Source organism: Bradyrhizobium sp. Leaf396 (assembly GCF_001424605.1).
Classification (GTDB): domain Bacteria; phylum Pseudomonadota; class Alphaproteobacteria; order Rhizobiales; family Xanthobacteraceae; genus Bradyrhizobium; species Bradyrhizobium japonicum_C.
Window position 1 is genome coordinate 1 of sequence record NZ_LMQJ01000002.1, and the last position, 26,530, is coordinate 26,530.

22 protein-coding genes are annotated in these 26,530 nt (G+C 66.0%); 10 read left to right on the plus strand and 12 right to left on the minus strand.

All coding sequences use genetic code 11. The annotated features are described in order from the left end of the window. The 10 genes from ASG57_RS38915 to ASG57_RS02485 all read left to right on the plus strand — a co-directional run. On the plus strand, window positions 1-291 hold a 291-nt coding region (locus tag ASG57_RS38915; protein ID WP_210169284.1), incomplete at its 5' end, for a hypothetical protein. Window positions 292-330: 39 nt separating this feature from the next. Next, entirely contained in the window at window positions 331-1,311 is a 981-nt protein-coding gene (gene sppA, locus ASG57_RS02445) for a signal peptide peptidase SppA (RefSeq protein ID WP_024338600.1), read from the plus strand. 172 nt (window positions 1,312-1,483) lie between these two features. Beyond that, window positions 1,484-1,789 (plus strand): integration host factor subunit beta, encoded by a 306-nt coding sequence (gene ihfB, locus ASG57_RS02450; protein WP_024338599.1) that lies wholly within the window; start codon window positions 1,484-1,486, stop codon window positions 1,787-1,789. Between the two features lie 143 nt (window positions 1,790-1,932). After that, entirely contained in the window at window positions 1,933-2,325 is a 393-nt protein-coding gene (locus ASG57_RS02455; protein ID WP_024338598.1) for a lipopolysaccharide assembly protein LapA domain-containing protein, read from the plus strand. A 65-nt stretch (window positions 2,326-2,390) separates the two neighbouring features. Further along, a complete protein-coding gene (locus ASG57_RS02460) occupies window positions 2,391-3,062 on the plus strand; it encodes a phosphoribosylanthranilate isomerase (protein ID WP_024338597.1) in 672 nt (223 codons plus the stop codon). After that, window positions 3,059-4,273, plus strand: coding sequence for a tryptophan synthase subunit beta (gene trpB / locus ASG57_RS02465; RefSeq protein WP_057195610.1), 1,215 nt, complete (start codon window positions 3,059-3,061; stop codon window positions 4,271-4,273). The genes ASG57_RS02460 and trpB overlap by 4 nt, the downstream gene beginning before the upstream one ends. Next, on the plus strand, window positions 4,270-5,106 hold the full coding sequence (gene trpA, locus ASG57_RS02470; protein ID WP_024338595.1) for a tryptophan synthase subunit alpha: 837 nt from the start codon (window positions 4,270-4,272) through the stop codon (window positions 5,104-5,106). Before trpB ends, trpA begins: the two co-directional genes overlap by 4 nt. A 112-nt stretch (window positions 5,107-5,218) precedes the next feature. Beyond that, window positions 5,219-6,160 (plus strand): acetyl-CoA carboxylase, carboxyltransferase subunit beta, encoded by a 942-nt coding sequence (accD, locus tag ASG57_RS02475; RefSeq protein WP_024338594.1) that lies wholly within the window; start codon window positions 5,219-5,221, stop codon window positions 6,158-6,160. Continuing rightward, a complete protein-coding gene (locus ASG57_RS02480) occupies window positions 6,157-7,500 on the plus strand; it encodes a bifunctional folylpolyglutamate synthase/dihydrofolate synthase (RefSeq protein ID WP_024338593.1) in 1,344 nt (447 codons plus the stop codon). The genes accD and ASG57_RS02480 overlap by 4 nt, the downstream gene beginning before the upstream one ends. A 103-nt stretch (window positions 7,501-7,603) precedes the next feature. Continuing rightward, on the plus strand, window positions 7,604-8,344 hold the full coding sequence (locus ASG57_RS02485) for a metallophosphoesterase family protein (RefSeq protein WP_057195611.1): 741 nt from the start codon (window positions 7,604-7,606) through the stop codon (window positions 8,342-8,344). Between the two features lie 7 nt (window positions 8,345-8,351). On the opposite strand, the gene ASG57_RS02490 is transcribed toward ASG57_RS02485, so the two are convergent. The 12 genes from ASG57_RS02490 to ubiE all read right to left on the minus strand — a co-directional run bounded on the left by ASG57_RS02490 (window position 8,352) and on the right by ubiE (window position 26,475). Then, window positions 8,352-9,365: an ATP-dependent DNA ligase gene (locus ASG57_RS02490; RefSeq protein WP_024338591.1), complete on the minus strand. Its 1,014-nt coding sequence runs from the start codon at window positions 9,363-9,365 to the stop codon at window positions 8,352-8,354. Between the two features lie 140 nt (window positions 9,366-9,505). After that, window positions 9,506-9,826: a thioredoxin gene (trxA, locus tag ASG57_RS02495; protein ID WP_024338590.1), complete on the minus strand. Its 321-nt coding sequence runs from the start codon at window positions 9,824-9,826 to the stop codon at window positions 9,506-9,508. A gap of 68 nt (window positions 9,827-9,894) precedes the next feature. Beyond that, window positions 9,895-13,404: a double-strand break repair helicase AddA gene (addA, locus tag ASG57_RS02500; protein ID WP_024338589.1), complete on the minus strand. Its 3,510-nt coding sequence runs from the start codon at window positions 13,402-13,404 to the stop codon at window positions 9,895-9,897. Beyond that, window positions 13,398-16,544, minus strand: a complete 3,147-nt coding sequence (gene addB, locus ASG57_RS02505; protein WP_057195612.1) for a double-strand break repair protein AddB — start codon at window positions 16,542-16,544, stop codon at window positions 13,398-13,400. Before addB ends, addA begins: the two co-directional genes overlap by 7 nt. 175 nt (window positions 16,545-16,719) lie before the next feature. Further along, window positions 16,720-17,442, minus strand: a complete 723-nt coding sequence (locus ASG57_RS02510; protein ID WP_057195613.1) for a nucleotidyltransferase family protein — start codon at window positions 17,440-17,442, stop codon at window positions 16,720-16,722. A 118-nt stretch (window positions 17,443-17,560) separates the two neighbouring features. Further along, entirely contained in the window at window positions 17,561-17,878 is a 318-nt protein-coding gene (locus ASG57_RS02515; protein WP_024338586.1) for a PilZ domain-containing protein, read from the minus strand. 87 nt (window positions 17,879-17,965) lie between these two features. Next, window positions 17,966-19,486, minus strand: a complete 1,521-nt coding sequence (gene tsaE / locus ASG57_RS02520) for a tRNA (adenosine(37)-N6)-threonylcarbamoyltransferase complex ATPase subunit type 1 TsaE (RefSeq protein ID WP_057195614.1) — start codon at window positions 19,484-19,486, stop codon at window positions 17,966-17,968. After that, complete coding sequence (locus tag ASG57_RS02525) at window positions 19,483-21,987, minus strand: sensor histidine kinase (protein ID WP_057195615.1); 2,505 nt, start codon at window positions 21,985-21,987, stop codon at window positions 19,483-19,485. Before ASG57_RS02525 ends, tsaE begins: the two co-directional genes overlap by 4 nt. A 191-nt stretch (window positions 21,988-22,178) precedes the next feature. Further along, window positions 22,179-22,637 carry a dUTP diphosphatase gene (gene dut / locus ASG57_RS02530; protein WP_057195616.1) on the minus strand — a complete coding sequence of 153 codons (459 nt, stop codon included), beginning with the start codon at window positions 22,635-22,637 and terminating at the stop codon, window positions 22,179-22,181. Next, window positions 22,634-24,085, minus strand: coding sequence for a bifunctional phosphopantothenoylcysteine decarboxylase/phosphopantothenate--cysteine ligase CoaBC (coaBC, locus tag ASG57_RS02535; protein WP_024338582.1), 1,452 nt, complete (start codon window positions 24,083-24,085; stop codon window positions 22,634-22,636). Before coaBC ends, dut begins: the two co-directional genes overlap by 4 nt. Window positions 24,086-24,142: 57 nt before the next feature. Beyond that, the gene (gene ubiB / locus ASG57_RS02540) at window positions 24,143-25,717 is read right to left on the minus strand and encodes a 2-polyprenylphenol 6-hydroxylase (RefSeq protein ID WP_024338581.1); all 1,575 of its coding nucleotides are present in this window, start codon (window positions 25,715-25,717) and stop codon (window positions 24,143-24,145) included. After that, the gene (gene ubiE, locus ASG57_RS02545; RefSeq protein WP_024338580.1) at window positions 25,714-26,475 is read right to left on the minus strand and encodes a bifunctional demethylmenaquinone methyltransferase/2-methoxy-6-polyprenyl-1,4-benzoquinol methylase UbiE; all 762 of its coding nucleotides are present in this window, start codon (window positions 26,473-26,475) and stop codon (window positions 25,714-25,716) included. Before ubiE ends, ubiB begins: the two co-directional genes overlap by 4 nt. Window positions 26,476-26,530 lie beyond the last annotated feature (55 nt).

The following is a 26,530-nucleotide window of genomic DNA, read 5'->3' on the forward strand; positions in this document are numbered from 1 at the left end:
CCGCGCCATCAACATCAAAACCGCCGCAGCCTGAAAGCACCTGAAGCAAAAGAGGCCCCGGTTACCCGGAGCCTCCAATCGTTTCCACACAGCCTGGCAAGCCGGGGCTTTTTGTTGTGCTCGTCGTTCTCGGAGCCCGGATGGAGCGCAGCGAAAATCCGGGGCCGCTCCAAGCGTGGCACGAATCCCGGATTGCGCTGCGCTCCATCCGGGCTACGCAGTCGCAGGTCTTGTTTTGTTCAAATTGCGCCGCAATTGATGTATCCAGATAAGCCAATGGTCACGCTGTGACGGCACAACGCGCCCAGCCTTTCATTTGGAGATATTCCGATGTCGCTCGATTCGGACATCATCGTCGATCGCCGCAGGATCCGCCGCAAGCTGACGTTCTGGCGCGTGATGGCTGCGCTGATCGCGGTTGCGGCGATTGCAAGCTTTGCGCTGATCGCGACACCGGGTGCGCGCGGCACCTTCGCGTCCGTCGGCTCGATCGCGCGCGTTCATATCGATGGATTGATCCGGAGCGATTCCGATCGCACGCAGGCGCTGGAGCGCCTCGAGAATTCCCAAGCTGCCGCCGTCATCGTTCATATCAACTCGCCGGGCGGCACCACCGCCGGCTCCGAGCAGCTCTACGACTCGCTCGTCCGGCTGAAGGCGAAGAAGCCGCTCGTCGTGGTGGTGGAGGGCTTGGCCGCCTCCGGGGGCTACATCACGGCGATCGCGAGCGACCATATCATCGCGCAGCAGAGTTCGCTGGTCGGCTCGATCGGCGTCCTGTTCCAATATCCGAATGTTTCCGAGCTCCTGAAGACCATCGGCGTCAAGGTCGAGGAGGTGAAGTCCTCGCCGCTGAAGGCTGCGCCCAACGGATTCGAGCCGACCAGTCCCGAGGCGCGGGCCGCGCTCGACGCGCTGGTCAAGGATTCCTACGCCTGGTTCAAGGGAATGGTGAAGGAGCGGCGTGGCATGGATGACACGCAGCTGGAAAAAGTCGCTGATGGACGCGTCTTCACCGGGCGCCAGGCGATCGATCTCAAGCTGATCGACCAGATCGGCGACGAGAAGACGGCGGTGACCTGGCTGGTCGAGCACAAGGGCGTCAAGAAGGGGCTTCCGGTGCGCGATTACAAGCTCCAGCCGCGTTTTGGCGACCTGCCGTTCCTCAAGACGGCCGCCGCCGTAATGCTGGAAGCGATCGGTTTGGGTTCGATTGCGCATCAAATCGGGCAAACCGGCCTCGTACAGGCGGTCGATCGCCTCGGAATGGATGGAATGCTGGCGCTGTGGCAGCCGGCTGCGTCAAACTGACCGGCGGCAGGCGAGTTTCGGAGATTTTTCCCGTCTGACGCGTGCCGGGGCAGCCCGCTTTTTCGGCATTTGTCACGCATTTTCACGACACTCAGCCTTGATTTAGCGTCTTGACAGATCAAGGTATTTTCACGGAAATGGTCATCCGCACGCTTCCGGGTCCTATCTCTCGATGATCAAATCCGAACTTGTTCAGCGTATCGCCGAGCACAACCCGCATCTGTACCAGCGGGATGTCGAGAACATTGTGAATGCGATTCTCGAAGAGATCGTAGCGGCCCTCGCACGCGGTGATCGCGTCGAGCTGCGTGGCTTCGGTGCCTTCTCGGTCAAGCATCGCCCAGCTCGTGCAGGGCGCAATCCACGCACGGGCGCTCACGTTCCGGTCGATCAGAAGAGCGTTCCGTTCTTCAAGACCGGAAAGGAAATGCGAGAGCGGCTGAACCGCGGCCATCCGGATCCGGGGGCGGCCGACTAAAGCGCCATGTTCGCGCTTTAGTTCATGTTTGAGCATGGAAAACTGCTGCGCACCTTTGCGGATCATGCTCCAGCGACGGCCTCTGGGTTTCCCGCGGTCGCGCATGATGCGGCGGCGAGCTTGATGTAGGCGAGCGAAGCGAGATGCGAAAGTTCCTGACCGCGCTGATCGTGATTCCGCTGGGCGTGATCCTGGTGGCGTTCGCGGTCGCCAACCGGCATTTCGTTACGGTTTCTTTCGACCCCTTCATTTCCGAAGATCCGTCACTGTCGATCACGTTGCCGCTGTTCCTGCTGCTGATCCTGGTGGCGGCCATTGGGGTCTTCGCGGGAGGCTCTGCCGTCTGGTTCGGCCAGCGGCGCTGGCGGCGCGCGGCACGGCGGAATGATGCGGAGGCTCGGGCGGCCCGGGCCGAACTGGCCGGGCTGCGTGCCCAGGCGACCGCAGCGAAGCCCGACTCCGAGCGCCTTCCCGTTCCCTCGGGGGTGGGCCTGTACGGGCCCATCGGGCGAGACAAGCAGCGCGCGACGTTGTAGAAGCGGCCGCAACCGAAAGCCCGATTTCCGGCCGCTGACCTGCGGCCTCCATTTGCTTTGTGACCATGTCCCTGCTCGTCAAAATCTGTGGCCTGTCGACACGCGAGACGCTCGACGTCGCGCTCGACGCGGGCGCCGACATGGTGGGGCTCGTGTTCTTTCCACCGTCGCCGCGGCATCTCTCCCTGGAACTCGGCCGTGAGCTCGGCCGCCAGGTGAAAGGGCGCGCGCTAAAGGTGGCGCTTACCGTCGATGCCGACGATGCGACGCTCGACAACATCATGGACGCGTTGTCGCCAGATGTTCTCCAGCTCCACGGCAAGGAGAGCGTGGCGCGGCTGCGTGACATCAAGCAGCGGTTCGGCCGCCCGGTGATGAAGGTGGTCCCGGTTGCGACAGCAGCCGATCTCGCCGTGCTGCCGGGCTATGCCGCGGTCGCCGACCGCATCCTGTTCGATGCGCGCGCGCCGAAGGATGCGACGCGCCCCGGCGGGCTGGGGGAGCCGTTCGACTGGCACCTCCTGGAAAAGCTCGATCTCAAATTGCCCTACATGGTCTCTGGCGGATTGCGCGCTGACAACCTCGCCGAGGCCCTGCGCGTTACCCGCGCCCGCGGCGTCGATGTCTCTTCGGGGGTCGAGAGCGCCCCCGGCGTCAAGGACCCCGAGATGATCAAGGCCTTCATCCGCGCCGCGCGCGCAAGCCAAGATGCAAGTCAAGAATCGAGCGCCCGATGAACATCGCCAAACCAAACTCCTATCGCAGTGGCCCGGACGAGCGCGGCCATTTCGGCATTTTCGGCGGCCGCTTCGTCGCCGAAACCCTGATGCCGCTGATCCTCGATCTGGAGAAAGCCTACAGCGAAGCAAAGGCTGACCCGGCATTCCAGGCCGAGATGAACGGCTACCTCAAGAACTATGTCGGCCGCCCCTCGCCGCTCTATTTCGCCGAGCGTCTCACCGAGCATCTCGGCGGCGCCAAGATCTACCTCAAGCGCGAAGAGCTCAACCACACCGGCTCGCACAAGGTGAATAACGTGCTCGGCCAGATCATGCTGGCGCGGCGCATGGGCAAGAAGCGCATCATCGCCGAGACCGGCGCCGGCCAGCACGGTGTCGCCACGGCGACACTGTGCGCGCGCTTCGGCCTCGAATGCGTGGTCTATATGGGCGCCGTCGACGTCGAGCGGCAGCAGCCCAACGTCATCCGCATGGAGATGCTGGGCGCCAAGGTGATGCCGGTCCAGTCGGGCACGCGCACGCTCAAGGACGCCATGAACGAGGCACTGCGCGACTGGGTCACCAACGTGCACAACACGTTCTATTGCATCGGCACGGTGGCCGGTCCCCACCCCTATCCGGCGCTGGTGCGCGACTTCCAGTCGATCATAGGTAACGAGACCAAGGCGCAGATGCAGGAGATCGAGGGACGCCTGCCGGATTCGCTGATCGCCTGCATCGGCGGCGGTTCGAATGCCATGGGCTTGTTTCATCCGTTCCTCGACGACCCCGCCGTCGAGATCTTCGGCGTCGAGGCCGCGGGCCACGGGCTGACGCAGCTTCACGCGGCCTCGATCGCAGGTGGCCGTCCGGGCGTGCTGCACGGCAACCGTACGTATCTCTTGATGGATGCCGACGGCCAGATCCAGGACGCGCATTCGATCTCGGCCGGCCTCGACTATCCCGGTATCGGGCCCGAGCATTCCTGGCTGCACGAGGTCGGCCGCGTGACCTATCTCTCCGCGACCGATGACGAAGCGCTCGCCGCATTCCAACTGCTGTCGAAGCTCGAAGGCATCATCCCCGCGCTCGAGCCCGCGCACGCGATCGCCAAGGTGGTGGAGCTCGCGCCGAAGCGGCCCAGGGATCACCTGATGGTCGTCAACCTCTCCGGCCGCGGCGACAAGGACGTCCCGCAAGTCGGCGACATCCTGAGGGGCAAGAAGTGACCACGCGTATTGACACCCGTTTTGCCGAGCTTGCCAAGCAAGGCCGCCCCGCCTTCGTGACCTTCCTGATGGCCGGCGATCCGGATCCGGCGACCTCGCTCGAGATCATCAAGGCGCTGCCGAAGTCCGGCGCGGACGTGATCGAGATCGGCATGCCTTTCACCGACCCGATGGCCGATGGCCCGTCGATCCAGGCCGCCGGTCTGCGCGCGCTCAAGGCCGGCATGACGCTGAAGAAGACGCTCGAGCTCGTGCGCGGCTTCCGCAAGGACGACAACGCGACGCCAATCGTGCTGATGGGCTATTACAACCCGATCTACATCTACGGCGTCGACAAGTTCCTGGTCGATGCGAAGAGCGCTGGTGTCGACGGTCTCATCATCGTCGATCTGCCGCCGGAGGAGGACGACGAACTCTGCCTGCCCGCGCTGAAGGCCGGCCTCAACTTCATCCGCCTGGCGACGCCGACGACCGACGACAAGCGCCTGCCGGCCGTGCTCGCCAACACCTCGGGGTTCGTCTACTACGTCTCGATCACCGGCATCACCGGAGCGGCAGCCGCGGACTCCACCGCTGTCAGTGAGGCCGTGGCCCGCATCAAGCGACATACCAGGCTGCCCGTGTGCGTCGGCTTCGGCATCCGCACGCCGGAGACGGCGCGCGCTATTGCCTCGCATGCCAACGGCGCGGTGGTCGGCACCGCGCTCGTCGATGCGCTCAAGAACAGCCTCGACGCCGAAGGACGGGCAACCGCAAGAACCGTAAACGCGGTCGCGGAATTGACCGCGGCCCTGGCCCAGGGCGTCAAGGGCGCGCAACAGGCGGCGGAATAGGCCATAATTCCGCTCTTGAGGCGGGCGACACGGCGGCTTGCCGGGCAGCGGCCCGGCCGCCATATATCCCTTCAGGCGATCCGCGAGGCGGGTTCGCACATCGGAGCAAACCATGAACTGGCTTACCAACGTGGTCCGGCCGAAGATCCGCAACATGCTGCGGCGGGAGACGCCGGAGAACCTGTGGATCAAGTGCCCGGATTCCGGACAGCTCGTGTTCTACAAGGACGTCGAGGCCAACCAGTTCGTCATTCCCGGCTCGAACTACCACATGCGCATGGGCGCGGTGGCGCGGTTGAAGTCGATCTTCGACAACGAGACCTGGTTCGATGTTGCGCTGCCTGAGGTCACGCCCGATCCGCTCAAGTTCCGTGACGAGAAGAAGTATGTCGACCGCATCAAGGATGCGCGGGCGCGCACCAATCTCAACGATGCGGTCAAGATCGGCTACGGCAAGCTCGAAGGCGCAGCGGTCGTCGTCGCCGCGCAGGACTTCGACTTCATGGGCGGTTCGCTCGGCATGGCCGCGGGCGAAGCGATCGTGCGCGGAATGGAGCTCGCGGTCGAGAAGAAGTCGCCCTTCATCATGTTCGCTGCATCTGGCGGCGCGCGCATGCAGGAGGGCATCCTGTCGCTGATGCAAATGCCGCGCACCACGGTGGCGGTGCAGATGCTGCGAGAGGCAAAGCTGCCCTACATCGTCGTGCTGACCAATCCGACCACCGGTGGCGTCACCGCATCCTACGCGATGCTCGGCGATGTGCAGATCGCCGAGCCCGGCGCGCTGATCGGCTTTGCCGGTGCCCGCGTGATCGAGCAGACCATCCGCGAGAAGTTGCCCGAGGGTTTCCAGCGCGCCGAGTACCTGAAGGAGCACGGCATGGTCGACATGGTCGTGCATCGGCACGAATTGCGCCCCACCCTGGCGCGGCTATGCCGCCTGCTGACCAAGGCGCCGGCGCAGGACAGCGCATCGAAGCCGGTGCAGCCGGTCGCTAGCCCGGCGCAGATCGTATCGGCTGCCGAGACGGCGCCGGCTGCGCCGCACGCGTGAACGCGTCCGCTGACAGCGGAAAGACACCGCTTCACGAATTGATCGCGCGGCTGTCTGCCCTGCATCAGAAACGCATCGATCTCGGGCTCGAGCGGATGCACCGCCTGCTGGAGCGGCTCGGCCACCCCGAACGTCAGCTGCCGCCGGTGATCCATATCGCCGGCACCAACGGCAAGGGCTCGACGCTCGCCTATCTGCGCGCGACGCTGGAGGCGGCTGGCCTGCGCGTCCACGCCTATACCTCGCCCTATCTCGTCCGCATCAACGAATGCTTCCGGCTCGGCCGCGTGGGCGGCGGTGTGCTCGTCGACGACGAGGCGCTGCGCGTCGCGCTGGAAGAGGTCGAACGGGTCAATGCCGGCGAGCCTGCGACATTGTTCGAGTTGAAGACGGCCGCCGCTTTCCTGCTGTTCGCGCAGAACCCGGCAGACGTGGTGCTGCTCGAAGTCGGCCTCGGCGGCCGGCTCGATTCGACCAACGTGATCGATGCACCGGCCGCCTGCGTGATCACGCCCGTCAGCATGGACCACATGGACTTCCTCGGCGATACGCTCGCATCGATCGCGGGCGAGAAGGCCGCGATCATCAAGCGCGGCGTCCCCGTGGTTTGCGCCGAGCAGATGCCGGAGGCAATGGAAGTGATCGAGGCGCAGGCGAAGCGCATGCGCGCGCCGCTGTTCGCCGCAAACGAGAGCTGGCACGTCAACGTCGAGCGCGGGCGTCTGGTTTATTCCGACGATCGCGGCTTGATGGATCTGCCGGCGCCGCGCCTGTTCGGCCGTCACCAATTCGCCAATGCCGGCCTTGCCATCGCAACGCTGCGTGCCGTTCCGGGCTTCAAGGTCAACCACGCAGCGTTCGAGGCCGGCATCGTCGGCGCCGAATGGCCGGCGCGGATGCAGCGCCTCGCCTCCGGCGAGCTGCTGTCCTGGGGCCCGCAGGGCTCGGAGATCTGGCTCGACGGCGGCCACAATGCCGAGGGCGGGCGCGTCGCGGCGGCGGCGCTCGGCGATCTCGAAGAGCGGGTGTCGCGGCCGCTGGTGGTCATCGCGGGCATGATGGCCAACAAGGACGCGAAGGGCTTTCTGGCCAACTTCGCCGGCCTCACCCGTCACATCATCGCAGTGCCGATTCCCGATACCGAAAACGCGATGCCGGTCGACCGTCTGGCGGATGCCGCGCGCAGCCTCGGCATGCGCGTGGAGCCCGCGCCGGGAATCGAAGCGGCCCTGCGTGCATTGGCAAAGCTCGCCTACGAGGCGCCGCCGCGCATCCTGATCACCGGCTCGCTATATCTCGCCGGCCACGTGCTTGCGATCAACGGCACGCCTCCTGCATGAGCCTGCGCAGCCCGGATGGAGCGCAGCGCAATCCGGGTATCTTTCCACGACTGTCAAAATCCCGGACTGCGCTGCGCTCCATCCGGGGGTACGGTGCGTGCCCATGCGTTTTGCTGCGATTGCCGACATCCACGGAAACTACCTCGCTCTGGAATCTGTCCTCGCGGACATCCGTGCTCAGGGCATCAGCGATATCGTCAACCTCGGAGACATGCTGAGCGGTCCGCTCGATGCGCGGCGAACCATCGAGGTCCTCATGCAGCTCGACGCCGTGCACGTGCTCGGCAATCACGATCGCTATCTGATCGACCGCGTTCCGGAAAAGATGGGCTCGTGGGATCGTCCCGCCCATGCAGCGCTCGACGCCGCGCAGCTCGACTGGCTGCGCGCGCAGCCGATGACACGCGTGTTCCGCGATCGGGTGTTTCTCTGCCACGCGACACCCGAGAACGATGAGGTCTATTGGCTCGACACTGTGCATCCCGACGGCGCGGTGGCGCTGTCGCCGCTCGATCGCATCGAGCAGTTTGCGGGAGGGATCACGCAGTCGCTCATCCTCTGCGCCCACACCCATCTCGCCCGCGCCGTCCGCCTGCGCGACGGCCGCGTGATCGTCAATCCCGGCAGCGTTGGCAGTCCCGGTTTTCGCGACAAGCATCCATTCCCGCATGTCGTCGAAGCCGGCACGCCGCACGCCCGCTATGCGGTCCTCGAACTTGTCGATGCAGCCTGGCAGGTGACGTTCCGCCATATCGTGTATGATCACGAGGCGATGGCCGCGCTGGCGCGTCGCAACGGCCAGCCGGAATTGGCGAACGCGCTGGCGACGGGATGGATCAAGTAGCTGTTCACTACGGACGCTTCAACAGCTTCATCGGATCGGCCACCTTCTGCTTCAGCTGCTCGAACGTGCATTGTCGCGGCGCCTTGTCGGGACGCCAGCGCAGGATCGAGGTGCCGTGGCGAAACCGCTCGCCGCTGAAATGGTCGTAGCAGACCTCGAGCACGAGCTTCGGCTTCAGCGGGCACCATTTCGCCGAGCGCTCGGTCGACCAGCGGCTTGGTCCGCCCGGCGCGTTGCCGGTGAACCCGGGCTCGCCGATCAACGCTTCGAGCCGGTCGGTCAGGGCTGGTTTCGCCTCCGCCTTGATGGCCGAGGTAAAGCCGACATGGTGCAGCAAGCCGCCATCGTCGTAGAGCCCGAGCAGCAGGGAGCCGACCACCTTGCGTCCGGCGATCCTGTTCGTGGCGTAGCGGAAGCCGCCAATGACGCAATCGGCGCTGCGGAATTTCTTGATCTTCTGCATCCCGTCGCGATTTCCCGCCTGGTAGGGCAGGTCGGTGCGCTTGGCGATGATTCCATCGGAGCCGCCGCCGGATTGTGCCAGCCATTTCCTGGCGGTGGCGTAACTCGCTGTCGCGGGAGACAGCCGGAAAATGCTGTCCTTGAGGTAGGATTCCGCAAAAGCGTCCAGGGCCGGCCGTCGCTCGCGCAGCGTCTTCTCAGCCAGCCCTTTGTCGCGGGCCGTCGCGAGCAGATCGAAGGCGAGATAGAGCGCCGGCGTCTCCACCGAGAGCCTCTTCACGCGGCTCGCAGCCGGATGAATCCGCTGCAGCAGCGCGTCGAAGGAAAAGCTTTTGCCGTGCGGCACCACGAGCTCGCCGTCGAGCGTGAAGTGGTCCGCCTTCAGCCCTGAGGCGGCGGCGACGACTTCCGGGAAGTAGCGTGCGAGGTCCTCGCCCGACTTCGAGCGCAGATCGACGTTGCCGCCGTTGCGCGACAGCAGGCAGCGGAAGCCATCCCATTTCGGCTCGTACTGCCATTCCTTGCCGCGCGGGATTTCATCGACCGAGCGCGCCTCCATCGCAACGAGAGAGGCCGATCTTCGGGCGCGCTTCGCGGGTGGGGCTGGCAAGGGCGGGACTCGTCATACGCTGAATACGCCCCATCAACGCAAAACGGCCGGCTTTGGCCGGCCGTTTCGAAAATAATCTTCGAGGTGGATCAGACCGCGGAGGTGATCCACTGCTGCAGCTTCGCCTTCGGCGCAGCGCCCACCTGGCGGGAGGCCATCTCGCCGCCCTTGAAGATCATCAGGGTCGGGATCGACATCACGCCGTACTTGGACGCGGTCTTCGGGCTCTCATCGACGTTGAGCTTGACGATCTTCACCTTGTCGCCCATAGCGCCGGCGATCTCATCGAGGGCGGGCGCGATCATGCGGCAGGGGCCGCACCATTCGGCCCAGAAATCGACGACCACGGGGCCGTTCGCCTTGAGCACTTCGGTTTCGAAATCCGCGTCGGAAACCTTGCCAACGGCCATTGGGAGTACCTCACTCGGTTGAAAGAAGCGGCGCGACCTGGAATCGCGCCCGGGATCATGGATCCAACCTATGAACGGCCTCTTGCCGGGTCAAGGAGGCTCACGCCGAGATGAAGGGATGCCAGCGCCGCGTCCAGCGCGGGGGCCGAAATCTCCATGTATTCAAGGGCCTCGGTCCAGAGCAGAACGGCCCTGATCGGGGTTTGGGGATAAAGCTGCGACAGCACCGCCCGGTACAGCGCAAGCTGGCGGACGTAGGCCGGCGGCGCCTCGGCGGCGCTCCTTGGAGCCGCCTGGTTGGTCTTGAAGTCGACGATCAGCACCTCATCGGAGCGAACGACCAGCCGGTCGATCTGCCCCGATACCAAGGCCGGGGGGCGACCCGGTCGCTCCAGCCTGCCCGCGATGGCGACCTCCGCCCGGCTGCCGGGGCCGAAGACTGCGGCGAAACGCGGTTCAGCGATCAAGGCGAGCACCTTGTCGGCCAGCGCGGTGCGGTCGGCCTCCGGCCAGTCCGAGGCGTTGCGGGCCATGAAGCCGAGCGCGGCCTCGCGCCGGCGCGCGACGGCGATGTCGGGCAGGGATTGCAGCAGCCGATGCACCAATGTGCCGCGCTGCAGCGCCAGTGCGCGCGACTGGATTGATTCGCCTGATCTCACGCTGCGGCCTTCCTCGGCGGACTGGCCCGAGGGGCGCACGGGATCATCGTCGATGGTCTCGCGCGGAGCCGTTGTCCGCAGCCAGTCCGGCAACGCGATGGTCTGGTGCATTGATGGCGCGGGCGTGCCCAGCGCTGCGACATCCTCCGGCCGGGCGAATCGGGTCGCCTTGCCCAGCGGCGTCTCGATGACCTGCTTGTCCAGTCCCGAGCCGGCGAGCCCGGTGTTGACGAGATCGTACCAGCTCAGCTTGCGGACCGTCTTCATGTTGCCGGGCATGCAGCCGCCGACGATCAGCCGGTCGGCCGCGCGCGTCATCGCGACATAGAGCAGGCGGCGGTATTCGTCCTCGGTCTCCTCGAGCATCGCCTTGCGCGCCTCGGCGACCGGCTTGGGATCATCGGCCTTGCGCCCGGCCCAGACCACGACCTTGCCGCCATTGCCGCGCGGCACGTGGATCAGGCGCAGCCGCTGCGAATCCGCGGGCGAGGATGTGGTGTCGACCATGAACACGACGGACGCCTCCAGGCCCTTGGCGCCGTGCACGGTCATCACCCGCACCTCGTCGCGCGAGATCTCCATGTCGCGCTTCACCTCGGTGTCGGCCGAGCGCAGCCAGGCCATGAAGCCCTGCAGTGAGGCCGGCGCCTTGCGCTCGTAGTTCAGCGCGAGCTCCAGGAATTCGTCGAGCGCATCATTGGCCTCGTGCCCGAGCCGGCGCAGGATGCGCGCGCGCCCGCCGTCCCCGCCGAGCAACCATGCATAGAACGCGAACGGCGTCTCCTCGCGGGCACGGATCTCGCAGGCTTCCAGGCGCCGCAACGCCGCGGCGAACTTCTCGCTTGTGCCCGCATGTTCGCCGAGCGCGCGGCGCAGCGAGCCTTTGCGGTCCCAGGCCAGCGTGAACAGGTCGTCGTCGTCGAGCCCGAACAGCGGGCTCTTCAGCGCAACCGCGAGCGCGAGGTCGTCCTGAGGCAACAGCAGCGCGTCGGCGAGGTTCATCAGGTCGATGATGGCGATATGCTCGGTGAGCTTGAGGCGGTCGGCGCCCGCGACCGGAACGCCAGCATGCTTCAACGCCTGGATCACGGCGTCGAAGGCGTTGCCGCGCCGACGCACCAGGATCAGCATATCGCCATAGCGCAGCGGGCGGCGCTCGCCTTCGTGTCCCGTCAGCGTGCCGCTCTCGACCAGCCGCTTGATCTCGGTCATGATGCGGCGCGCGAGCTTGACTTCAGGGCTGGTGACCGCGACGCCGTCGAACGGCGCGCGCCAGCCCTCGATGTCCTGCCTCTCATCGGCCTCTGCGAGATCCCACAGCTCGATCACGCTCGGCCCTGCATCGGCTAGCGCATTGTGCAGGGGATGGCCGATGTCGACCGAATGGATGCTCTTGTAGATCTGGGGATCGCGGAAGACGTGATCCACTGAATGCAGGATCGTCGCGCCCGAACGGAACGAATAGGTGAAGGCGACCGGATCGAATTTTAGCCCGGCCGCCGTGAACCTGCGATGCAGCTCGCGCCGTCGCGCGTCGAATTCGTGGGGCGCGGCGCCCTGGAACGAGAAGATCGACTGCTTCTCATCGCCGACCGCGAAGATGGTGCGGTTCAACCCCTCGCGCGCGCCTTCGCCGGCCGTGAACTCCGAGATGATGTGCGCCACGATGTCCCATTGCCGCGGGCTCGTATCCTGGGCTTCGTCGATCAGGACGTGGTCGACGCCGCGATCGAGCTTGTAATGCACCCAGCCCGAGGCGACGCGGTTCAGCATCGCCAGCGTCTTGTCGATCAGATCGTCATAGTCGAGCAGCCCGCGCTCCTGCTTCTCGCGGCGGTAGTTCGCGGCAGCGGCGGTCGCGATATGCAGCAGGGCCGCGGTACGGTCGCGCATGGTTACCGCGCGGCGCTTCTCGATCAATCCTGCAAGGCGCTGGACTTCCGCTTCGAACAGGCGCGCGACGGACGGGTTGTGGTCGCAAAGCTTCTTCGTCAGCACCGCTTTGCGCGGGAGTTTCTCGTCGGTGAGGAAGACGCAGAGATAGGCATCGACCTGAGCGCTGCCGGAAAAGACCTTTGCCTCGCGCAGCCGGGCAGCCTGGTCATTGTCCGACTTGCTGCCGTCTTCCAGCGCAGCGGCGATGTCGTCCCAGCGCGATCGGGGCAGGAACGGGCCGTCGAGAATCTCTGTCTCGACGTCCTCGATGCGATCGCCGCTGTCGGCACCCAGGACGGCTGCCATTTGCGCCGCCGCGGCCTCTGCGTTACCAGCCTCGTCGGTCCAGGCCATGAAATGATCGCGGCTGAGACACGCTTCCCGCACGACCTCCTTGAAGGTGACATCCGCGGCGCTCGCCATCGCCGTCAGCAGCGCGCGGCCGGTGACGCTATCAGGGGCGCGTGCGGCCTCCAGCAGCACCTTCAGATTGGCGCGTTCCATCATGTCGGTCTGGTCGCGTTCGTCGATCACGGCAAAGCGCGCCGGCACGTTGGCCTCGAACGGAAATTGCTGGAGCAGGCGCGTGCACAGGGCGTGGATGGTCTGCACCTTCAGCCCGCCCGGCGTCTCCAGCGCGCAGGCGAACAGCTTTCGCGCATCGCGCCGCAGTTTTGCGCTCGGGTGGGGGATGCCGACGGCTCGGATTGCCGCATCGAGCGCGGAATCGTCCAGCGTCACCCAATGCCCGAGCGTGGTGAACACGCGCTCGGCCATGTTGGCGGCGGCGGCCTTGGTGAAGGTGATGCAGAGGATCTTTTCCGGCGGGACGCCCGACAGCAGCAGGCGGATCACGCGCTGCACCAGCACATGGGTCTTGCCCGAGCCGGCATTGGCCGACACGAAAGCCGAGGCGGTCGGATCCGACGCGCGCGCCTGCCGCGCGCGCACCTCGTCCGGGATGGGTCGGGGCGCCTTCACCATTCCTCGATCCCCAATCCGCCGGCCGCCGACCATTCCTTGATGCGGGCGAGGTCGTCATAGGTGCCGTAGCGGTTCGCCCACATCGGCAGGTTCAGCGAGGTATAGGGTTGGCTCTCGTCCTCGAAGGCGCGGACCAGCGCTTCCAGCTTGGCCCGCGCTTCGGCGGCGGCCGTATCCGGGGGGATCGGTTCGTCACCTTTATTTATCTTGAGCTGGACGATCCGCTCTTCGCCCGGCGGATTGTTGCCGCTGAGACGGACATAGACGAGCTGACTTACCGATGAACCGGCGTCGATATCAGGGAAACCGCCTTCGCGCAGGATTGCAGCCTCCAACGTCAATTGCGGCGACAGCCCCACGCGAACCTGCTTGTCGCTTGGTGGCTGTCCGGTTTTGTAGTCGAGGATGGCATAGGAGCCACCCTTCCGCCGCTCGATGCGGTCGGCGACGGCAGAAAGGCGGAAGCTGCGGTTATTGTCGAGCGCGATCGAGATCTCGCCGCGTGTCTCAGCCGCGATGGTCTCGATCGCATCGCGCCGCGCGGTCTCCCATTCGCCGAACCAGCGCGCGATGCGCTGGAAGCGCGGCCACCATAGCGCCCGTGCCTCGGGGCGCTCCATCAGCGGCATAAAGTGCTTCTCGCCGATGGCGCGCAGCACACGGGCGGGATCGTCGGGCAAACGCCCGGCATAAGTCTTGGTGAACTCGCCAAGAGCCTCGTGGATGGCGGAACCGCGATCGGCGGCCGAGAGCGGCATGTCGACAGGATCGAGCGCAGCGAGACGCAAGATGAACTTTGCGTAGATCGTGTAGGGATCGCGCAGCCAGTCCTCGACCGCGGTGACCGACATGCTTGTCGGCCGCGTTGCGCGTGGTGGCCGCGGCTCGGGTTGCTTGATCGGCTCGACCTTGGCGGGCTGGTCCAGCGCGGTGGCGAACTGCACGTATTTCTCGCCGGCGCGAATGGCCGCCATCCAGAGGTCGTCGCCTGCCACCGCTTCCAGCCGGTGCAGGAAGCGCGAAGCCACGGCCGGTGCGCCGCCGGCCTTGCCGGAATGGGTGAGGATCACCTCGTCGCCGCCGAGCAACTGCGCGAAATCATGCGCGGACAGGCCGATGCGGCGCTCCGGCAGGTCGAGCCCCAGTTCGTGCCGCATCGGCCGGCTGAGCCAGGGATCGATGCGCGGGGCCGGCGGCCAGACACCTTCGATCAGGCCACCGACGATGATGCGGTCGGCCTGCATCAGGCGGGATTCCAGCGGGCCGTAGATCTGCAAGCGCGCGCCCGGTCTGTCGCGCCGGCGCACCGCGCGGTCGCTGAACGCCGTCTGGAAGACGTCGGGGTAATCGGGCAGCGGCACCATCAATCCGCTGGTCGTGCCCCCGCGCAGGAGGTCGTCGAAGGCATTCGCGAGTGCGAGACCATCGCGATCCTCGAAGGCGAAAGGAATCCCCTGCTCGTCGCGGGACAGCTCGATCATGACCTCGCGATGCCGATGCGCAATCTCGGCGAAGTCGTATGATCTCGATGAGGGGAGGCTCTCGACCGGCGCCAGCGCCTTCTGCAAGACCTCGATGAGCGCCTGGATGCGATCAAGATCCTCCGCCTTGAGGCGCGCGCGTGGCTCGGCCTTATGCAGCGCGGACATCTCGCTGCGCCACAGCTTTGCCAGCTCCTCGCCAAAGCGACGGAATTCGCGCAGGAGGCCTGCGGTGCCCGCGGGTGGGCGCGTGCCGCGCAACAGCGCGAGCTCGAGTCCCGCGATCGCCGCCTTCCATGCGCCGGGCGCGCGGCCGAGCCGGCACAGCGGATGCTTCAGCATCGCCAACAGTGTCGGCGGCTCCAGGCCCTTGGTCGCGGCCTCCGCAGCGAGGCGAGCAAAGACGCCGGCCGACGTTTCCATCAACACATCGCCGCCGGAATCATCGAAAGCGAGATCCCATCGGGTGAGCGCCGCCATCACCCGCCGCGCCAATGCGCGATCCGGCGTCACCAGCGCCGCCGATTTGTCGAGATGGCGCGCCTCGCGCATGGCGATGGCGATGGCGAGCGCCTCCATCTCGGGGTTGGGGGCTTCGACGACCGCAAGGTTCGTCATGCCGGCGGCGATCCTCGCGGCGACATCAGGCTGCTTCAGCCGGTCGTGCCAGACCTCCGTCTTGGCCGACGGTCGCATCGATTCCGAGGCGAGCAGATCGCGGCCACCTTTGGCCGGCGGCTGAAGAATCTCGACATCGCTGCGCTTGATGCCGAAGCGATCCAGCAGTGCATGCATGGCGTATTGCGGATGGTTTGAGGCCGGATGCTCCGCGAATTTGCCGAGCGCATCGCGCACGCCGCCGATGCTGCGCCAGGCATCGTCGTCGAGATCGGTGTCGAGCCCCGGCAGCACCACCGCTCCATGCGGCAGCGATGCGACCGCGTGGAGGAATTTCGCGGTGGCGGGCATCGAGCCGGTCGAACCCGCCGCGATCACCGGTCCGTTCGGATGCGCGGTCAGGCGCCGGGCTTCGGCCGCGATCAGGAGATCGCGCCGCGCCGCCGGCTCGATCCGGTTGATCTCGGCGAGATGACTGGGCCAGGCGATCCGCGCGATCCGCAGAAACTCGAGCGAGTGCTGCCAATAACGATCGAGGTTGTCGGGCACGAGCCCATCGAGCGTGCTCCAGTCGACGCCGCGCGTGACCATGTCGTCGATCAGGCGCGCGAGATCTCCGGCCAGCGCAAGCGTCGATGCAGGACCGCCGACGACCAATGGGGACAGCACCGGGCCCTTGGCCCAGGCCGCGACCAGCTGCGCCAGCGTCAGCCGGCGTTCGAGCTCGCCGAGCCGCGGCGGAATGTCCAGCGGCGTCGCGCCGGAGAACTGCTCGCCTTCATCGGCGAAGGCGAGCTCGTCCTCGTCGATGTCGCCGAGCGCGACGATGCGCGGCAGCACGACGGCGTCTGCCTTCATCTCGTCGAGAAAGATCTCGCGGACGACGCGCATTGCGCGTCGCGTCGGCAGGTACAGCGTGGCATCCGCCAGCCGCGCAGGTTCATTGCGGGCCTGAAAGCCCTCGACCAGCCGGCCGTCGAGCAGGGCCGAGACGACCGTGCGCAGGAACGGAACTGAGATGGGGACGCTGAAAACGCGCATGGACTGCCTGATTCGAAGGATCAGGCAATATAAGCAGGCGAGGTCGAATGGTCATGGGTGCGGGAGGAATCGTCCCCACTCTCCTGTTGTCATTCCGGGGCGATGCGGAGCATCGAACCCGGAATCTCGAGATTCCGGGTTCGCACTTGCGCGCGCCCCGGAATGACAGAAGTGGCTACACCACGCTCTCGAGAAACGCCTCCTCTGCCGCATGCACGGCATCAGGCGTGCCGACATGCATCCAGACGCCGTCGAGGCGAAGGCCGAACAGCCGCTCCTGCTCGTTGGCGCGATCGAACATTCTCGTCAGCGAGAATTCGCCCCCGGGCGCTTCGGCAAAGATCGACGGCGACAGGATCGCCGCGCCGGCATAGACGAACGGAACGACTTCCTTCTCCTTGCGCTTGCGCAGGGCGCCATCCGGCAGCATGCCGTAATCGCCGCGGCCGCTATAGCCGATGCTGGTCGCGGTCGGTGCCATCAGGAGCAGGATGTCCATACGCGCGGGGTCGAAGGTTTCGGCAAGCCGCGAAAGATTCGGGCGCACACCGTCGATCCATAGCGTGTCGGAATTGACGTGGAAGAACGGCGCGTGGCCGAGCAGCGGCAGCGCCTTGACCACGCCGCCGCCGGTGCCGAGCACCTGGTCGCGCTCGTCGGAGATGATCACGCGCGGATGCTGGCGCGATGCGGTGTGATTGATGATCTGGTCCGGCAGGTAATGGACATTGACCACGGCCTCGGTCACGCCTGCCCTGCCGAGCTTGTCGAGCACGTGGTCGAGCAGCGGTTGGCCGGCCACCGGCACCATCGGCTTCGGCATCTTGTCCGTCAGCGGACGCATGCGCAGGCCAAACCCTGCGGCGAGCACCATGGCCTTGGTCGGTTTGACGGGCATCCTTCGCTTTCTCAGACCTTTCGCCTTCGCAGCAACCCTAACACGAGGCTCGATCAGCCGCACGGCATCTCGACCGCCTTAGCCAGCCGCCGTGACGGTTGTACGACGGGTGTTGCCGTCACGCTCCAACGGCTGTGGAACGCGCCTTTTTCTTCTTGTCGCCCACCTTGAGGAAATTGACGCCGATCTGGTCGCCATTGACCCAGGCAAGCTCGCAGCGCCGATAGGCGAGCCCGGTCGACGACAACAGGAGAAAGAATTCCTTGAGGTGCAGGCCTTCGACCGAACCGTCGATGGTCAGCTTGGCACCGCTGTCGGAGACGTCCTCCATGGTGCAGTCGCGCCGCCAGGTGCCGTCGATTCCCATCATCTGGGCCGGAATCCCGCGTTCGAAAACAACCCGGCTGTTGCCGCGCTGGTCCGTCTTTACCGCCATCTGCCCGCTCCAGCCCCGTAATTCTCCGGCTCCCTCGCCGCCAGAATATCGGTGTCTTGGCTAACGGCCGGTAAATCGGGCCCTGAATCAGGCTTGAGGCGGGGGGACGTTGGCGAGATACCAGGCGCGCAAGGTTCCGAGCGCGGGGTGCGCCAGCGAGCGCTGGAGATAGGTCCAGATTCGCGGTTGGTGACGCAGATAATGCGGCTTGCCGTCGCGGCGGTTGAGCCGGGCGAAGGTGCCGAGCAGGCGCGTGTTCCGCTGCGCCGACATGATGGCATAAAGTTCGGCGAAGCCGGCGGCATCGAAGCCCGTGTCCTGCGCACGCCGTGCCTTGATGTAGCGCGACAGCAGCGTCAGCTCGACGGTCTCGGGCACGTCGATGCGGGCGTCCTGCAGCAGCGACACCACGTCGTAGGATTGCGGTCCGAGCACGGTGTCCTGGAAGTCGATCACGCCGACCCGCTCGATGCCGGTGCGATCTTCGAGCCAGATCAGGTTGGGCGAGTGGTAGTCGCGAATGACCCAGGTCTTCGGCGCCGAGAGCGGCTTCACGAGCAACTCGCGCCACATCGTGAAGAACTCGGAGCGCGCCTCATCGCTCAGCGGTGCGTTGCGATCGGGCAGATACCATTCCGGCATCAGCCCGATCTCGACAAGCAGCGCTTCGGTGTCGAAGACGGGAATGGCATAGGTCTGATCCGCGAGCGGCAATGTTGCCGGCAGCGTCTTGCCATGCAGCGTGGCCAGCACATCGGTCGCGGCCTCGTAGCGCTCCGCGATCGGGCGCGGAGGATCGCCCTCGATGACGCCTTCACTGCCGAAATCCTCGGTGATCAGGAAGCCATGATCGAGATCGGAATGATGGATCGCGGGCGCGGAGATGCCTTGCGCGCGCAGGCCTTCGGCGATCGCGACGAAGGGTCTGACATTCTCGGCGAGATGCACGGCGGCGCTGTAGGATTTTCCGTTGTAGAGCGCCGCGCCGTCGGGCCGCTGCGGAAAGTTCATGAGAATGACGGTTTCGCCCTCGCGCAGCAGCCGCGCATAGGAGCGGGTCGAGGCGTCCCCGGCCATGCGCCTGCGTGTCGCATCCATATAGCCGGATGCATCGAGGAATTCCCGCAGCGCCTTCAGCCGCGCGACTTGCGCGGCGCACCTGCCATGGCCGGTGATGTCGGCGGCGCGTGCATTCGAGCCCAGTGCCGGCCGGTGCGTCAGTGCGATGTCGATGCGGTCCTCAGGCATCGCCGACGGCGCACGCTCGGGCCATTCGATCAGCAGCAGCGTGGCATCGGGGAGCGGCGACAGCCCGATCTCCTCGAGCTCGCTCCCGTCCTCGACCCGGTAGAGATCGGCATGCAGCACCGGGAAGGGCGGCAGCTCGTAGCCCTGAACCAGCGTAAAGGTCGGGCTCGGCACTTCCAGCTCCTCGTCGCCGGCGAGATAGCGGATCAGGCTGCGCGCCGCCGCGGTCTTGCCGGCACCGAGGTCGCCGGTGAGAGTGATGACGTCGCCGGGGCCGATCAGCAGCGCGAGATCGGCCATCAATTGCGCAGTCGCCGTCTCGTTGTGGAGCGCGACCGAGAATGTGATGGGCTTGCTCATTCGGCGGCGTCGCGATGCGCCGCCTGGTCGGTTGGGAAGTCGCAGATCACGACCGTGCCCCGGCCGACCGTCGAATCCACCCGCACCTTGCCGCCGTGCAGCTCGACGAAGGAGCGCACCAGCGACAGGCCGAGCCCGGCGCCGCGGTGACGCGAGCCCTGCGAGCGGCTTTCGAACCAGTTGAACACCTTGTCCTTCATGTCGGCCGGTATTCCAGGGCCTGAATCTGTCACGGTGAAGACCACGCTGTGTTCGGTGCGCCGCGCGCTGATCCCGACCGTGGAATCCTGTGGAGAGAACCCGACGGCATTGGCAAGGAGGTTATAGAGCACCTGCACCACACGCTTCTCGTCGCCGGTGAAGCTGCCGACATCCGGCGCGATCTCGACCTTGAGACGGATACGGTCGGTGGCGAGCCGGTCCTGGATACCCTCGGCGGCGAGCTCGATGGCCTTGCTGACGTCGACCTGCCCGAGTTCCAGCTTCATCGCGCCGGCGTCGATGGTGGCGAGATCGAGGATGTTGTTGGTGAGCGCGAGCAGCGCGTTGGTCGATTTGGTGACGTAGTCGAGATATTCGGCCTGCTTCGGCGTCAGCGGCCCGGTCGAGGGATCGCTGAGGAAATGCGCAAAGCCGATGATGGTGGTGAGCGGCGAGCGCAGCTCGTAGGAGACGTGGTGGACGAAATCCACCTTCATCTGGTCGGCAGCCTCCAGCGCCTCATTGCGCTCGCGCAGCGCCCGCTCGACATTCTCGGTGTCGGTGATGTCCTGGAACGTCAGCATGGTGGCGCCGTCGGGCAGCGGCCGGATCATGCCGTCGAGCACGCTGCCGTCCTTGCGCTCCAGCTTCAGCGGCACGTCGGCGCGGTTCTCGATCGAGGTGACGGCCTCGCGGATCTGACGCCAGACGACGGGATCATCGCAGAGCTGATGGCACCAGCCTTCCACTGTCTGGATGTGCGGCTCGTCGCGCATGGCATCGCTCGAGAGCTTCCACATCCGGACGAAGGCCGGATTGAACAGCTGCGCCTTGCCGTTGCTGCCGAACACCGCAACGCCCTCGGCGAGGCTGTCCAGCGTCTCGCGCTGAACCCGGATCAGGCCGTCGAAGCGGCGGGCGAGGTCGAGGCTTTCGGTGACGTCGTCGAAGAGATAGGTGACGCCCCCTTCCGGATTCGGCGTGGTGACCACCGAAAGCGCGCGGCCGTCGGGCAGGAACCAGGTGTCCTTGGCGGTCTCGACTGCGCGATAGGCTTCGTGCAGCTTGGCTTTCCAGGCGCGGAAGTCAGGCTGCTCCGGCAATTTGCGCGCCGCGCGGAGCTGGTCGAGCACGCTGGAATCGTCGGGATTGGCGTCGAGGAAGGTGCGGTCGAGGTCCCACAGCCGCCGATAGGAATCGTTGTAGAAGGCGAGGCGGCGCTGGCCGTCGAACACGGCAACGCCGGAAGAGAGCTGGTCGAGCGTACGGCGGTGCGCCTCCGCCATTCGCACCAGCGCCGAGCTCAGCGCCTCCGCCTCGCTGGCGTCGATCGCGATGCCGACGCTGCCGCGGCCGACATTGACGGCGCGCACGTCGAAGATGCGCCGCTCGCCGCCGATCACGATCGGCAGCCGCGAAGTGAAGTTGGCGGCGTCCTTCAGCCCCCGCTCCATCGCGGTGCGGTCGGCGCTGTCGAGCAGCTCGAGCTTGCGCTCCTGGGCATCGGTGACGCTGTTCGCCTCGGTGGCGCGCACATAGGCCGGGTTGGCGTAGGTCAGTGCGCCATTCTCGCCCTTGGCCCAGATCGGCCAGGGTGCGGCGGCGGCAAAGCCGCGCAGCATCTCGGTTTCGTCGGAGAGTGCCTTGTAGCGCAGATTGGTCTCGGCCAGGTCGCGGCGGAGACCGGAGAGCTCGCGAATCCGGACGATGGCCTGGCCGCCGATGGCGCGGCCGATCGCCTCCAGCGTATGGCCGTGCGCGGTGGTCAAGGTCAGCTGGAACCCGTCGCCACGATCGCGCAACGCGTCGACCGCATGGTCCATCTGGAACGCGGGCTCCGGCGGCAGCCAGGTTCCGAACGCGAGCACGCGCTGCGGCGAGGAATCACGCGGCAGCACCATCGAGATGTCGCCGGAAATCTGCGCACGGTTGTCGCCCGCCGGCCAGGAGATCAGGATCTGCGGCTCCGCGAACAGCAGCGCGCCGAAGCGGTCGGCCTGGAGCTGCAGTTCCCCGATTCGGGCACGCAGCCGCGCCTCGCTGTTTGCCGTGCGCACGCGCGTGCGCATCAAGAGGATCGCGGCCATGACCGAGAAGCCGAGCAGAGCCAGCGCGGTGGCGAGCACCGCGATTTCCTGCCGGTTGAAATCCAGCATGACGGAGAGAGTGTCGATGAGGTCGGCGGCCTGAGCCGGCGCAGCCGGCAGCAGCGCTGCGAGAGCGCCACCCACCAAGCCGTTGCGCGCCAACGATGTGCACGACAACAGCGTCCGACGCATCGACACGATCACGCCTGACATAGTTGCCCCAAGACCGCACGAATCTGCGCGCGGCGACCCCCGTCGCGCGCGAATCAAAGGACAATACCCTCACCGCGACTCCGCCGGTAAGAGTCCAGATCGTGAACGCAAAGGCGGCCCCACAAAAATGCCGGGCGCGTTGTTCCAACACACGTCGTTCTCTGGGATGATTCGGCTGGAATCGTGCTGGGTTAGCGGCCGGTCGAGCCGAAGCCGCCGGCGCCACGATCGGTCGTCGACAAGGTGGCTACGGGAACCAGCGCTGCCTGCATCGCCGGCGCGATCACCATTTGGGCGATGCGCTCGCCGCGCTTGATCACGAAGGGCGCCGCGCCGTGATTGATCAGGATCACCTTGATCTCGCCGCGGTAGTCCGCATCGATCGTGCCCGGCGAGTTCAGCACGGTAACGCCGTGCTTGGCCGCTAGGCCGGAGCGCGGCCGAACCTGGGCCTCGTGCCCGGCGGGCAATGCGATCGCAAGGCCCGTCGGCACCAGCGCATACTGGCCGGGGGCGAGCGTCATCGGCTCATTCTCCGGCACGGCGGCCATCAGGTCGAGACCGGCAGCCTCCGCCGTCTGATAGGCCGGCAGCGGCAGACCTTCGGCGTGGGCGAGGCGCTGCAGTTCGACCGTGACCGTCGTGCTCAAGATGCCGGCTCCCGGGATTTGTCGGTCACGCTCCTTGCGATATGCGCGACCAGCTCGATAGCGACCTGTTCCTTTGTCATTACCGGCCAGGAATCAACCGCAATCTCGCCGTTCTTCGCATCGTTCTTGCGGCTGAGGAGGTGGACCGTGTTGCGGTCGCCGCCCATCACGCCAGTCGCCGGCGAGACGTCATTGGCGACGATCCAGTCGCAGCCCTTGCGGGCGAATTTCGCTTTGGCGTTGTCGATGAGGTGTTCGGTCTCGGCGGCAAATCCGATCACCAGTGGCGGGCGCCTGTCGGTCAGCTTCGAGATCGTGGCGAGGATGTCCGGGTTCTCGACCAGCTGAAGCGGCGGCATGCTGCCTGCGGTCTTCTTCAGCTTCTGTTCGCCCTCGTTGGCGACGCGCCAGTCGGCGACCGCGGCGGCGAAGATCGCGACGTCGGCAGGAAGCGCGGCCTGCACCTGCTCCAGCATTTGCCGCGCCGATTCGACGTGCTTCACCGTCACGCCGGGGGGATCGTCGAGATCGACCGGGCCGCTGACCAGAATCACCTCGGCGCCTGCCGCCTGCGCCGCGGCTGCAATGGCAAAGCCCTGCTTGCCTGAGGAGCGGTTGGCGATGTAGCGGACGGGATCGATCGCCTCGTGCGTGGGGCCTGCGGTGATCAGCACGCGTTTGCCGGCAAGCGGCTTCGGCACCGGCGGTCGCAGCAGCCGCTCGGCAGCATTGGCGATCTCGATCGCTTCCGACATGCGGCCGATGCCCGCTTCACCCGCTTCCGCCATTTCGCCCGAGTTCGGCCCGATCAGGACCGCGCCATCACGCTGGAGCTGCGCGACGTTGCGGCGCGTTGCTGCGTTGCTCCACATCAGCGGGTTCATCGCCGGTGCCAGCAGCACCTTGCGGTTGGTCGCGAGCAGGATGGCGCTGGCGAGATCGTCGGCATGGCCGTTCGCCATCTTGGCCATCAGATCTGCGGTCGCAGGCGCCACCACGATCAGGTCGCAGTCGCGCGCGAGGCGGATGTGTCCGGCGTCGAACTCGCTCTGAGGGTCGAAAAGGTCGGTGTAGACGCGCTCGTGGGAAAGTGCGCTGACCGCCAGCGGGGTCACGAATTGCTGCGCCGCCTTGGTCAGCACGCAGCGCACCTCGATGCGGCGCTCCTTCAGCCTGCGGATCAGGTCGAGCGATTTGTAGCCTGCGATGCCGCCGCCGATGATCAGGGTGACGCTGGCTTCGGGGAGGGCGCCGCTGCGCAGAGGCGTCGGGGCGGCGGACGCTGCTGGCGGGACCGCAAATGGCGTCAGCGGTTCCTCGCGGCCCTCGATCAGCTCCCGCAGGATGACCCGGACCTCCTCCTCCACCGATCTGCGGTTCTTGGCCGAGCGCAGCCGCAAATAGGTTTTCACGGCGTCGTCGAGCTTGCGGATGGTCAGGCTTGCCATGACGCCCCTCCAGCGCGGAATGATGGCGATGCTATCATTCACATGATTGCAATGCAATCATAGATTCCGGACGGCGATCAGGATGCCTATGAAGGTCGCGGCGATGATCCAGAGCGCCACGGTGCGCCAGCGGTTCTTGCGGCCCTCGCTGCGGCCCATCGCCGCGATGCTCTCCGGCGACAGCCTTATGCCGTCCCGGGTCATGGTCTCGAGCTGCTCGAGCACCTTCACCGACCGTTCGGCGATCTCCGGCAGGCGCATCAGGACCCGTGCAATGTCCCCGGTTCCGGCGAGCGCGCCCTGTACCCGGCCGATGGGTCCGAGATTGCGCTCGATCCATTCGCGCACCACGGGGTCGGCAATTTTCCAGATGTCGAGCTTGGGGTCGAAGCCGCGCGCCACACCCTCGACCACCACCATGGTCTTCTGCAGCAGGATCAGCTCGGGCCGCGTGGTCATGTCGAACAGGCCGGTGACCTCGAGCAGCAGCGTCAACAGCCGTGCCATCGAGATCTCTTCCGCCGTTCGATTGTGAATCGGCTCGCCGATGGCGCGGATCGCTTGCGCGAAATTCTCGACCGAATGATGCGCGGGCACGTAGCCAGCCTCGAAATGCACCTCCGCCACGCGGCGATAGTCGCGGGTGATGAAGCCGAGCAGGATTTCGGCGAGGAAGCGCCGCTCCTTCATCCCGAGCCGGCCCATGATGCCGAAATCGACCGCGACCAGGCGGCCGGCATCATCGAGGAACAGATTGCCCGGATGCATGTCCGCGTGGAAGAAGCCGTCGCGCAGCGCGTGCCGCAGGAAGCTCTGGATCACCTTGCGGCCGAGATCGGGCAGGTCAACTTGCGCCGCTGCAAGGCGCTTGTGGTCGTTCAGCGCGATGCCGTCGATCCACTCCATCGTCAGCACGTTGTGGGTGGTGCGATCCCAGTCGACATCGGGCACGCGGAAATCAGGGTCGTCACGCGTGTTTTCCGCCATCTCCGACAGTGCTGCGGCCTCGAGCCGCAGGTCCATCTCCATCGCGACCGAGCGCGACATGGTGTTGATGACTTCGATCAGGCGCAGACGCCGCGCTTCGGAGGAATAGGCTTCGGCCTTGTGCGCGACGAAGAAGAAATCCGAGAGATCGCGGCGGAAGCGCGTGGCGACGTTGGGCCTGAGCACCTTGATCGCGACCGACCTGCGAACGCCGTCGCGCAACACCTCGCCGCGGTGCACCTGGGCGATCGAGGCCGCCGCGACCGGCGGGCCGAAGCTTGCGAAGATGTCCGTCAGCGGACGCTCCAGCGACGTCGTGATCGCAGCTTCCGCTTCGGCCTGCGAGAACGGCGGCAGGCGATCCTGGAGGCTTTCGAGGTCGCGCGCCATGATGACGCCGACCACGTCGGGGCGCGTGGCCAGGAACTGCCCGAGCTTGAGATAGGCCGGGCCCATCCGCGTCAGCGCGCGCGCGATCCGCGGGCCGTGCTTGGTGCCGCGGCGTTCGACGAGTCGCGCCAGCTTCAGCGCGAGCTGTCCCGGCGGCGGCACCAGGCTCGGATCGACCGAGCCGAACACGCCCTCGCGCGCGAACACGAACGCGGCGCGGATCAGGCGCGCAATGTGGGTGAAGGCAGAGATCACAAACGCCAGCCCGAATGCAGTGCGACGATGCCGCCGGAGAGCGTCTGCCAGCTAACGCGGGCAAAGCCGGCCTCGCGGATCATGTCGGCGAACGCAGCGGGCCTTGGAAACTTGCGGATGGACTCGACGAGATATTGGTAGGATTCGGCGTCGCCGGTGACCATGCGGCCGAGCGGCGGGATCACCTTGAACGAGAACAGATCATAGAGCTTGTCGAGCCCGGGCATCTCGACGGTGGAGAATTCCAGGCAGAGAAAGCGGCTGCCGGGCTTCAACACGCGATAGGCCTCGCGCAGCGCCAGATCGATCTGCGGCACATTGCGAATGCCGAACGCGATCGTATATGCGTCGAAGCTGCGGTCGGCGAAGCCGAGCGCTTCGGCATTACCCTCGACGAAATCGACCCGGGTGTCGAGATGCTGTTTGGCGGCGCGCTCGCGGCCGACCGCGAGCATGTCGGAATTGATGTCGCAGACCGTGGCATGGAAGCCGGGGCCGGCCGCTCTGGCGGCGCGGAACGCGATGTCGCCGGTGCCACCGGCAACGTCGAGCAGGGCGAACGGCCGATCGCCCCTCGGCGGGTCGAGTGCCGTGATCATGATGTCCTTCCAGACCCGGTGCAGGCCACCGGACATCAGGTCGTTCATCAGATCATAGCGCGAGGCCACGCTGTGAAACACGTCGTTCACCAGCGTCTGCTTGTCCCCGAGGGGAACGTTCCTGAAGCCAAAATGCGTGGTTTCGCCCGGCCGATCCATTACTCTACTCCACTGGGCGGACCATAGCGCGCCCGCCGCAATGGCGCTATCACAC

Bases quoted from the DNA above. Each gene is read 5' to 3' on its own strand.
- sppA (WP_024338600.1), top strand. From the start codon at position 331: ATGTCGCTCGATTCGGACATCATCGTCGATCGCCGCAGGATCCGCCGC.
- ihfB (WP_024338599.1), top strand. From the start codon at position 1,484: ATGATCAAATCCGAACTTGTTCAGCGTATCGCCGAGCACAACCCGCAT.
- ASG57_RS02455 (WP_024338598.1), top strand. From the start codon at position 1,933: ATGCGAAAGTTCCTGACCGCGCTGATCGTGATTCCGCTGGGCGTGATC.
- ASG57_RS02460 (WP_024338597.1), top strand. From the start codon at position 2,391: ATGTCCCTGCTCGTCAAAATCTGTGGCCTGTCGACACGCGAGACGCTC.
- trpB (WP_057195610.1), top strand. From the start codon at position 3,059: ATGAACATCGCCAAACCAAACTCCTATCGCAGTGGCCCGGACGAGCGC.
- accD (WP_024338594.1), top strand. From the start codon at position 5,219: ATGAACTGGCTTACCAACGTGGTCCGGCCGAAGATCCGCAACATGCTG.
- ASG57_RS02485 (WP_057195611.1), top strand. From the start codon at position 7,604: ATGCGTTTTGCTGCGATTGCCGACATCCACGGAAACTACCTCGCTCTG.
- ASG57_RS02490 (WP_024338591.1), bottom strand. From the start codon at position 9,365: ATGGAGGCGCGCTCGGTCGATGAAATCCCGCGCGGCAAGGAATGGCAG.
- trxA (WP_024338590.1), bottom strand. From the start codon at position 9,826: ATGGCCGTTGGCAAGGTTTCCGACGCGGATTTCGAAACCGAAGTGCTC.
- addA (WP_024338589.1), bottom strand. From the start codon at position 13,404: ATGGTGAAGGCGCCCCGACCCATCCCGGACGAGGTGCGCGCGCGGCAG.
- addB (WP_057195612.1), bottom strand. From the start codon at position 16,544: ATGCGCGTTTTCAGCGTCCCCATCTCAGTTCCGTTCCTGCGCACGGTC.
- ASG57_RS02510 (WP_057195613.1), bottom strand. From the start codon at position 17,442: ATGCCCGTCAAACCGACCAAGGCCATGGTGCTCGCCGCAGGGTTTGGC.
- ASG57_RS02515 (WP_024338586.1), bottom strand. From the start codon at position 17,878: ATGGCGGTAAAGACGGACCAGCGCGGCAACAGCCGGGTTGTTTTCGAA.
- tsaE (WP_057195614.1), bottom strand. From the start codon at position 19,486: ATGAGCAAGCCCATCACATTCTCGGTCGCGCTCCACAACGAGACGGCG.
- ASG57_RS02525 (WP_057195615.1), bottom strand. From the start codon at position 21,987: ATGTCAGGCGTGATCGTGTCGATGCGTCGGACGCTGTTGTCGTGCACA.
- coaBC (WP_024338582.1), bottom strand. From the start codon at position 24,085: ATGGCAAGCCTGACCATCCGCAAGCTCGACGACGCCGTGAAAACCTAT.
- ubiE (WP_024338580.1), bottom strand. From the start codon at position 26,475: ATGGATCGGCCGGGCGAAACCACGCATTTTGGCTTCAGGAACGTTCCC.